The following is a 7,869-nucleotide window of genomic DNA, read 5'->3' on the forward strand; positions in this document are numbered from 1 at the left end:
CCGGAAGCTAAGCCCGCCAGCGCCGAGGGTACTGCCGGGGAGACCCGGCGGGAGAGCAGGACACCGCCGCACAACCCGTAACACCCCGAGGTCTTGCCCAATCCAACCGGATCGGGCAAGACCCCGGGGCATTTTCATGCCAACAGTTGGGCCCCGATCGACTCACGTCGATCGGGGCCCAACTGCGTCGTGCCCTCTCCGCACATGGGCCACCCGATCCCGCTCCGGCCGGTTCATGCGGCCGTAACGCACCCGCGCGATAGTGTGTGACTGAGCTGTGGATCAGATCCTCACACCGTGCGCGGCACGGCCAATGCGGGAGCGTGGAGCATGGAACGGCAACAGGAGTTCGTCCTCAGGACGCTTGAGGAGCGGGACATCCGGTTCGTCCGTCTGTGGTTCACGGACGTACTCGGCTTCCTGAAATCCGTCGCGGTTGCCCCCGCCGAGCTGGAGCAAGCCTTCGCGGAGGGCATCGGGTTCGACGGGTCCGCCATCGAAGGCTTCGCGCGGGTCCACGAATCCGACATGCTCGTGAAGCCGGACCCCTCCACCTTCCAGATCCTCCCTTGGCGCGCGGAAGCCCCCGGCACCGGGCGCATGTACTGCGACATCCTGACGCCCGACGGCACGCCCTCGTACGCCGACCCCCGGTACGTGCTCAAGCGCGCGCTCGCCAAGGCCGCGGAGAAGGGCTTCACCTTCTACACGCACCCCGAGATCGAGTTCTTCCTGTTCAAAGGCCAGCCGGAACGTGGCGTCGAACCCACGCCGGTGGACTCGTCCGGGTACTTCGATCTGACGCCGCATGGAGTCGGACACGACTTCCGCCGGCAGGCGATCACCCACCTGGAATCCATGGGCATCTCGGTGGAGTTCAGTCACCACGAGGCCGGGCCCGGTCAGCAGGAGATCGATCTGCGGTACGCCGACGCGCTGACAACTGCCGACAACATCATGACTTTCCGGCTGGTGGTAAAGGAGGTCGCGCTCGAGCAGGGCGTGTACGCGTCCTTCATGCCGAAGCCGCTGAACAATCACCCGGGCTCCGGTATGCACACGCACCTCTCCCTCTTCGAGGGGGACCGCAACGCCTTCAACGAGCCGGGCGCCGAGTTCCAGCTCTCGAAGACCGGGCGCTCGTTCATCGCGGGCCTGCTGCGGCACGCCGGCGAGATCACCGCGGTGACCAACCAGTGGGTGAACTCGTACAAGCGGCTGTCCGGTGGCGGCGAAGCGCCCGCGTACATCAGCTGGGGACACAACAACCGGTCCGCTCTCGTGCGCGTGCCGATGTACAAGCCGGGCAAGAGCCAGTCGACGCGTGTAGAGATTCGTTCGCTGGACAGCGCATGCAACCCGTATCTCGCGTATGCGGTGCTACTCGCGGCTGGGATGAAGGGCATCGAGGAAGGCTACGAGCTGCCTCCTGGCGCCGACGACGACGTGTGGACGCTTACCCGTGCCGAGCGGCGTGCGCTGGGCATCGAGCCGCTGCCCGCGTCGCTGCATGAGGCGATCGCGGTCATGGAGCACAGCGAACTGGTCGCGGAGACCCTCGGTGAGCACGTGTTCGACTTCTTCCTGCGCAACAAGCGTGCGGAGTGGGACGAGTACCAGCGTCAGGTCACGCCGTTCGAGCTGACGAGGTACCTGCCGGTGCTGTAAGCCGCAGGCGGGCAGATCTCCGTCTTCGTGCTCTGTTATCACGAGCCGGTAACGGCTGGTTAAGTCACGAGCTTCCCCGAAGTTCACCTGCGCGCCACTTCGGTGTGGACGTTAGGTCCGTACACCAGAGCAAGCTCTTACTCCGCACATCCTGAGAAAGCCGACCCAGCTCGGCTCCATGCGGAGGGGAAGACGTGGCAAGAGTTCCACGCACCATCAAGCAGGCCGGCCGTCGCCCGGTGGCCGTCGCGGGTACCGCCGCGGCCGCCGCGCTCGGCCTGACATTCGCGCTCGCCCAGCCGAGCTGGGGCAGCGGGGGCGCGACCACCCCCGCGCAGCCGAAGGCCGGCGGGAACGTGCTTCTTGGCGACTGGAGCTCCGGCTCCTCGACCGCGACGCCGATCAAGCATCTAGTGGTGATCTTCGACGAGAACATCTCGTTCGACCACTACTTCGGCACCTACCCGAACGCGACCAACACGGACGGGACCAAGTTCACCGCCAAGAAGAACACCCCGGCGGTCGACGGTCTGACCACGTCGCTGCTCACGGCCAACCCGAACGGCGTGAACCCCAAGCGGCTCACCCCGGCGCAGGCGCTCACCTGCGACCAGGGCCACGGCTACGACGCCGAGCAGAAGGCGTACGACAACGGCTTGGTCGACAAGTTCCCGCAGTTCACCCAGACGGAGAGCTGCTCCGCTCCAGATCAGGGCGTGCCCGGTCTGGTGATGGACTACTACGACGGCAACACGGTGACGGCGCTGTGGAACTACGCGCAGAACTACGCGATGAGCGACAACTCGTATGACACGGTGTACGGCCCCTCGACGCCTGGTGCGATCAACCTGATCTCGGGTCAGACGCACGGAGGTTACGCGGTCAACGCGGCCGGCCAGAAGGTGACTGACGCGAGCGTCGTGGCCTCGGCTGACGCCAACGGGATCGGCACGGACGTGCGTGACAGCGACCCCGCCTTCGACGACTGCTCGAACGCGAGCGACCACCTGGCGATGACCGGCAAGAACGTCGGCGACCTGCTCAACGCCAAGGGCGTCAGCTGGGGCTGGTTCCAGGGCGGCTTCGGCGCGACCACACCGGCGACCGCGACGAGCAAGGCGATCTGCGCTCAGTCGCACAAGAACGTCGGCGGCGCGACCGAGACCGACTACAGCCCGCACCACAACCCGTTCGAGTACTACGCCTCGACGGCCAACGTGCACCACACCGCGCCGGCCTCGATCAACGAGATCGGCCACAACGGCCCGGCGAACCACCAATACGACCTGTCCTACTTTTACAAGGCCGTCGCGGCGAACGACCTGCCCGCGGTCTCGTACGTGAAGCAGGCCGAGTACCAGGACGGCCACGCCGGCTACTCCGACCCGACCGATGAGCAGCACGGCGTAGTCTCGCTGATCAACACGCTGGAGAAGTCGAAGGACTGGAAGAACACCGCGGTGGTCGTCGCCTACGACGACTCGGACGGCTGGTACGACCACGTCGCCCCGCCGAACGTGAACTCGTCATCGGACGCGAACTGGGACTTCCTCAACGGCGCCGGCGCTTGCAACAGCCAGTCCCGGGTGCCGCTCGGCAAGCAGCAGGACCGCTGCGGCTACGGCCCGCGCACTCCGCTGCTGGTGATCTCGCCGTACTCGAAGACGAACTACGTCGACCACTCGGTGACCGACCAGAGTTCGATCCTGAAGTTCGTCGAGGACAACTGGAAGACCGGATCGATCGGCGACAACTCCTTCGACGCCGTCGCGGGCTCGCTGAACTCGATGTTCGACTTCGGCAAGCGCACCGCCGACCGGGTCATCCTGGACCCGAACAGCGGCGCGGTTCTCTGCGACTGAGTTGAAGCGGCGCGACGTGGCGCGGCTGGACGAGACGGTCGCGACGAGACGCGGTGCGGAAAGCGATCAGGCGGCGGTCGGCAGTGGAATCCCGGCTGCTTGCCTGATCAGCGAAGCGACGTAATCGCGCAGGTCCTGCGGCGTGCTGCCTTCCGGAACCAAGTGGGGGGCGGCGCGCCGCAGCAGTTGCAGGCCAAGCAGCACCGAGTAGGCGTACATCATCGAGGTGCGCGCCTGTTCGACGTCCTCGCCGCACTGCTCGCGCAGGCGCAACGAGAAGGCCATGCGCTTGCTCAGGATCCGGTTGATCACCGGTCCGATCACCGGATGATCGGCGTTCCACAGCAACACCATGAAGATCTGCATGTCGCGCTCGGACTCGGCGACCCAGCCGATGGTGGCGCGGTGCCGCTCGTCCGCGTCGCCGATGCTCTCGAGCCGGGCGATCAGTTCGTCGGTGGCGGTGCGCTCCCAATAGTTGACCGCGGCCTCGAGTAGCGCGTTACGGTCACGGAAATGCCAGTAGAAGGAGCCCTTTGTGGCGCCGAGTCGCTCGGCGAGCGGCTCGACCGCGACCGCGCGCAGGCCGTCGCGCGCGAGGGCGTCGAGGGCGGCCGCGGTCCAGTCGGTTCGTGTCAGGGTCTTGCGTTCGCGGGGACGGATCCGGCCCGGATGCCCGGCGGGATGAGCGCCGTCTTGGTCCGCCCGCGCGGCCGGCGGCGGGGAACCGGGGTGAGGGGTGGAAGTGGGGGCGAGGACGCTGTCACGCATGGCGTCACCGTAGCGCAGCGGAGGGTAACCGGGAGGGCCGCGACTCTTTTGAGCGAACTGCGGGCGAAGCGGCGTCATACTCGGCGCTCACCCTTCTGAGGGAGTCAGCGCGTCGATTTCGCGGCATGGACTTGCACCGCAGCGTCGGGACTTCGAGTGGGGCGCCGTAGGAGTCGGCGTCGCGGCGGGCGTCGCGCGGCGCAGCAGTAGGAATAGCGCACTAAACGGTGTCGTGGGCGATCTGCCGGGTCAGTCGATCGCGTGACTCGTCGAGTGGCGCTGGTTAAAGTCATCTGGTGGTCGTTGATCGGGAGCGGGAATCGCAGCTCAGCCTGCTGGCCCGACGGGGTTTCGTCGATCCGGCTGCGGCCGGGGCGTTGCTCGGTTCGGCATCCTTCGGCGAACTCGGGCGGGATCCGGTGGTTCTCGATGCGCTGAGCCGATGCGCGGATCCCGACTTGGCGCTGGCCGCGCTCGGCCGGCTGCTTGCGGCGAGTGATGATCCACAGACCTTGCGCGCGACGCTGGCCTCGTCAAAGCCGCTGCGTGATCGGCTGCTTGGCGTGCTCGGAGTCAGCGCGGCGCTCGGTGACTTCGTGGTGCGGCATCCCGAATCCTGGCATGTGCTTGAGGAGTTCGAGGTCGAGGATCTGACTCCGCAACCGGGCCGATTCCGCGCGCTGATGTTCGAGGCCGTGGGGGCTGCCGGTTCGGACTTGGATTCGGACGCGGCCTCGGATGCGGACGGCGGCGCAGCGGAGGGTGACTTCCCGCTCGCGACGCTCACCGGGCTGGCTGCCGAGGACGCGCTGCGTGTCGCCTATCGCAGGGCACTGTTGGCGATCACCGCGCGGGATGTGGCCGCGTCAGCGGATCTGTCCGTGGTAGCCGCCGACCTGGCCGAGCTGGCTGGGGCGACGCTGGAAGCGGCGTTGGCTGTTGCGCGTGCGGAGGATCCCGCGAGCGCGGCGTTGTGCCGGCTCGCCGTAATCGGCATGGGCAAATGCGGCGCGCGCGAACTGAACTACGTCAGTGACGTAGATGTGGTCTTCGTCGCCGAGCCAATGCGTCCGGAAGGCGCGGATACTGCGGCGGTTGACGACGCCGAGGCATTGCGTGCGGCGACGCGGCTGGCGTCGCGGATGATGCGGCTGTGCTCGGACAGCACCGCGGAGGGCAGCATCTGGCAGGTCGACGCGGGGCTGCGGCCGGAGGGCAAGTCAGGGCCCTTGGTGCGGACGCTGGCGAGCCACGCGGCGTACTACCAGCGGTGGGCAAAGACCTGGGAGTTCCAGGCGCTGCTCAAGGCCCGGCCGGTGGCGGGGGATGCGGCACTGGGCGCCGCGTATATCGCGATGATCAGCCCGATGGTGTGGGCGGCGGCCGGACGCGAGCACTTCGTGGATGACGTGCAGGCGATGCGGCGGCGCGTCGTCGACCACGCGACTGACTCACTGCGGCGCGCGCCGGGCTCCGTCGCCGTGGACAGGGAGCTGAAGCTGGGACCGGGCGGCTTGCGCGACGTCGAGTTCGCGGTGCAACTGCTGCAGCTCGTGCACGGGCGGCGCGACGAGACGCTGCGTGTGCAAGGGACGATGGAGGCGCTGGGCGCGCTTGCCGAGGGCGGCTATGTCGGTCGGGAAGACGCGGCGCATCTAGCGGACGCCTACCGGTTCCTGCGCACGCTGGAGCACCGTATCCAGCTGTTCCGGCTTGAGCGGACCCATACGATGCCCGACAATCCGGCGGCGCTGCGCCGAATCGGCCGGTCCATGGGGTGGGCCATCGATCCGGCGGGCGAACTGGGCAAGGCGTGGCGCGCGCATGCGCGTGAGGTGCGGCGGCTGCACGAGAAGTTGTTCTACCGGCCATTGCTCGTGGCGGTTGCGCGGCTGGACGAAAGCAGCGCGGCGGCGGTGCCGAGTGGAACGGGGCCGAGTCCGAGACTGTCGGCGCAGGAAGCGCGCGCGAGGCTCGCGGCGCTCGGATACGCCGATCCCGCGGGGGCGCTGGCGAATATCGAGGCACTCGCGACGGGGGTGAGTCGGCGAGCTGCGATCCAGCGCACGCTGCTTCCGGTGATGCTGGGCTGGTTCGCCGACGCCCCAGATCCGGATGCCGGACTGCTTGCGTTCCGGCGGGTGTCCGATGCGCTCGGCTCGACTCCCTGGTACCTCAGGACACTGAGGGATGAGGGCGAAGCGGCGTGGCGACTGGCTCGGATTTTGTCCTGCGGCGGATACGTCCCGGACCTGCTGCTACGTGATCCGGCGGCGGTCGCGCTGCTGGGGCAGCGAGATGGCTTGGTGCTGCGCGACAGGGCGGCCATCGAGGCGGAGATGGTGGCCGTGGTTGACCGTGCGCCCAACGCGGAGCAGGCGGTGACGGCGGTGCGCGCGATCCGGCGGCGGGAGTTGTTCCGGATCGTGGCCGCGGACCTATTGGGGTCATTGGACGGGGAGGCCGGGGCGTCGGAGGCGCGCGGCGATGCCGATCTGCGGGACCGGATCGGCGAGGCGGCGTCCACCGATGCATTGGACTGCCTCGGACGAGCGCTGACGGACGTGACTGCGGCCACGATCGAGGCGGCGCTGACGGCGATCGTTACCTTCCGCGCGGCGCGCGCGGACCGCGATGCACTGGGCAACCGCGTGTCAGATGGTGCCGTGTCAGATAGTGCCGGGTCAGCTGGCGGCGCGTCAGTTAGTGGTGCGTCAGTTAGTGGTGCGCCGGGTGGCGGCCGGTCGGTCACGGGTGTGTTGGGTAGCGCGTCGGTGGGCGGGGGTGTGGATGATCGTGGGGCGCCAGGCGGCGCGTCGGCCAGTAGTGCACCGGGTGACGACGTGTCGGATGGAGGCGCGTCGGATGGAGGCGCGTCGGGTGAGGGCTCAAGTAGCAACGGTCCCGACGACCTACAAGGTGACGCGCGCGGTGACGCAGGCGATGCACCCGGAGACGACGCACGTGAAGGCGATCGAGGCGACTCGCATGACGGTCCCCAGGGCAGCTCAAGTGGCAGCCCTCGCGGCGACGCACGTGAAGGCGATCGAAGTGACTCGCGTGGCGACCAGCAGGGCAACCCGCGCGACGACAGCCGCGCCGATCCTCGAGGCGGCGCGGGCGAGGAGCTACAGGGCGATGCGGCGGCAGGCGAGCGCGCGGGATCCGATGCTTGGCGGCGGCTGCCGACCCGGCTCGCGGTGATCGCGATGGGGCGGTTCGGCGGCGGCGAGCTCGGCTACGGCTCGGACGCCGACGTGATGTTCGTGCACGAACCGGTGGACGGCGCCGACGAGCACCAGGCGGCCGCGGTCGCCTTTGAGCTGGCCAACGAGCTGCGTCGGCTGCTGCAGGCGCCCGGAACCGATCCGCCGCTGGCGATAGACGCCGACCTGCGCCCCGAGGGCCGGCAAGGTCCGCTGGTGCGCAGCCTCGCCTCCTACGCCGAGTACTACCGGCGCTGGTCGCGGGTCTGGGAATCGCAGGCTTTGGTGCGCGCCGCACCGATCGCCGGCGCGAAGGACGTCGGAACGCGGTTCGTCGCGCTGATCGACCCGATCCGGTACCC

Annotated in this window: 4 protein-coding genes; 3 read left to right on the plus strand and 1 reads right to left on the minus strand. The window is 68.3% G+C overall.

Going from position 1 to position 7,869, the window contains the following annotated elements:
* Nucleotides 1-330: 330 nt before the first annotated feature.
* Entirely contained in the window at nucleotides 331-1,668 is a 1,338-nt protein-coding gene (gene glnA, locus VN779_RS20635; protein ID WP_325725844.1) for a type I glutamate--ammonia ligase, read from the plus strand.
* Between the two features lie 194 nt (nucleotides 1,669-1,862).
* On the plus strand, nucleotides 1,863-3,530 hold the full coding sequence (locus tag VN779_RS20640) for an alkaline phosphatase family protein (protein ID WP_325725846.1): 1,668 nt from the start codon (nucleotides 1,863-1,865) through the stop codon (nucleotides 3,528-3,530).
* 66 nt (nucleotides 3,531-3,596) lie between these two features.
* On the opposite strand, the gene VN779_RS20645 is transcribed toward VN779_RS20640, so the two are convergent.
* Entirely contained in the window at nucleotides 3,597-4,301 is a 705-nt protein-coding gene (locus tag VN779_RS20645) for a TetR/AcrR family transcriptional regulator (protein WP_325725848.1), read from the minus strand.
* Between the two features lie 296 nt (nucleotides 4,302-4,597).
* Here VN779_RS20645 and VN779_RS20650 point away from each other — a divergent pair.
* Nucleotides 4,598-7,869: bifunctional [glutamine synthetase] adenylyltransferase/[glutamine synthetase]-adenylyl-L-tyrosine phosphorylase (locus VN779_RS20650; RefSeq protein WP_325725850.1), on the plus strand; the 3,272-nt coding region annotated here is incomplete at its 3' end.

The sequence above is a fragment of the Actinocrinis sp. genome (assembly GCF_035605935.1).
Lineage (GTDB): Bacteria > Actinomycetota > Actinomycetes > Streptomycetales > Catenulisporaceae > Actinocrinis.